Source organism: Arthrobacter sp. H35-D1 (genome assembly GCF_030063185.1).
Lineage (GTDB): Bacteria > Actinomycetota > Actinomycetes > Actinomycetales > Micrococcaceae > Specibacter.
In genome coordinates, this window is sequence record NZ_JASISP010000078.1 from 1 (window position 1) to 799 (window position 799).

The window sequence follows — 799 nt, forward strand, 5'->3', positions numbered from 1 at the left end:
TGGTGGAGGCCGGGCAGGGGGAGGATCCGGATTGTTTGCGTCGTATTGGCAACCGGATCATGAGTCATCTGGATCCCGACGGGCAAAAGCCCAGTCATGCTGATTTGGTGGCGAAGCAGGGATTGTTCTTCCGCAAGCCCCGGCGCGGGCTGATTCATATTGACGGGTACATGACCATCGGGCAACACGAGCAGCTCATGGCCGCGATAGGACATGCAACGAACCCCAACCAACACGGCAACCCCAACACCGCCGACGCTGCCAACGCTGCTGCTGCTGCCAACGCTGCTGCTGCTGCCAACGCTGCTGCTGCTGCCAGCACCACCAACGCTGCCAACACTGCTCCTGCCAATACTGCCGCTGGTGAGGGTCCTGATACGGCCCATAGCGACGTCAACACTGCTGCTGCTGCTGATTCCAGTGACGTTCGTGCTGGTGATGGCGCTGGTGGTGCTGATGGCAGTGGTGCTGGTGGTGCTGATGGCAGTGGTGCTGGTGGGCAGGAGGCGATGTTCGAACGGCTGCACGGGTTGATGGGACTCTTCACCACACCCACGGCCACGGGCACACCCACGGCCGGAGCGACGGCCGGAGTGAGGGGAGCAACGACGGCGACGGGCACAGGGACGAATGGAGTGTCAGGGCTGGCAGAACCAGCCGGAGCAGCCGGGTCAGCCGGGCCGGCAGGAGCGTCAGGGCTGGCAGAACCAGCCGGAGCGGCTGGGGCTGGGGTGGGTTGGAGGGCACAGCCGGGCCCGCAATCGCCCCTGGGTCATGAGGAAGCGCCCTCACGCCCAGG

2 protein-coding genes are annotated in these 799 nt (G+C 65.0%); one reads left to right on the forward strand and one right to left on the reverse strand.

Going from position 1 to position 799, the window contains the following annotated elements:
- On the reverse strand, positions 1-215 hold a 215-nt coding region (locus QMG25_RS20360; protein ID WP_283462952.1), incomplete at its 3' end, for a hypothetical protein.
- Between QMG25_RS20360 and QMG25_RS20365 the strand changes: the two genes are divergently transcribed.
- Positions 214-534, forward strand: coding sequence for a hypothetical protein (locus QMG25_RS20365; RefSeq protein WP_283462953.1), 321 nt, complete (start codon positions 214-216; stop codon positions 532-534). The genes QMG25_RS20360 and QMG25_RS20365 overlap by 2 nt on opposite strands.
- The last annotated feature ends 265 nt before the right edge of the window (positions 535-799 follow it).

Bases quoted from the DNA above. Each gene is read 5' to 3' on its own strand.
- QMG25_RS20365 (WP_283462953.1), top strand. From the start codon at position 214: ATGCAACGAACCCCAACCAACACGGCAACCCCAACACCGCCGACGCTG.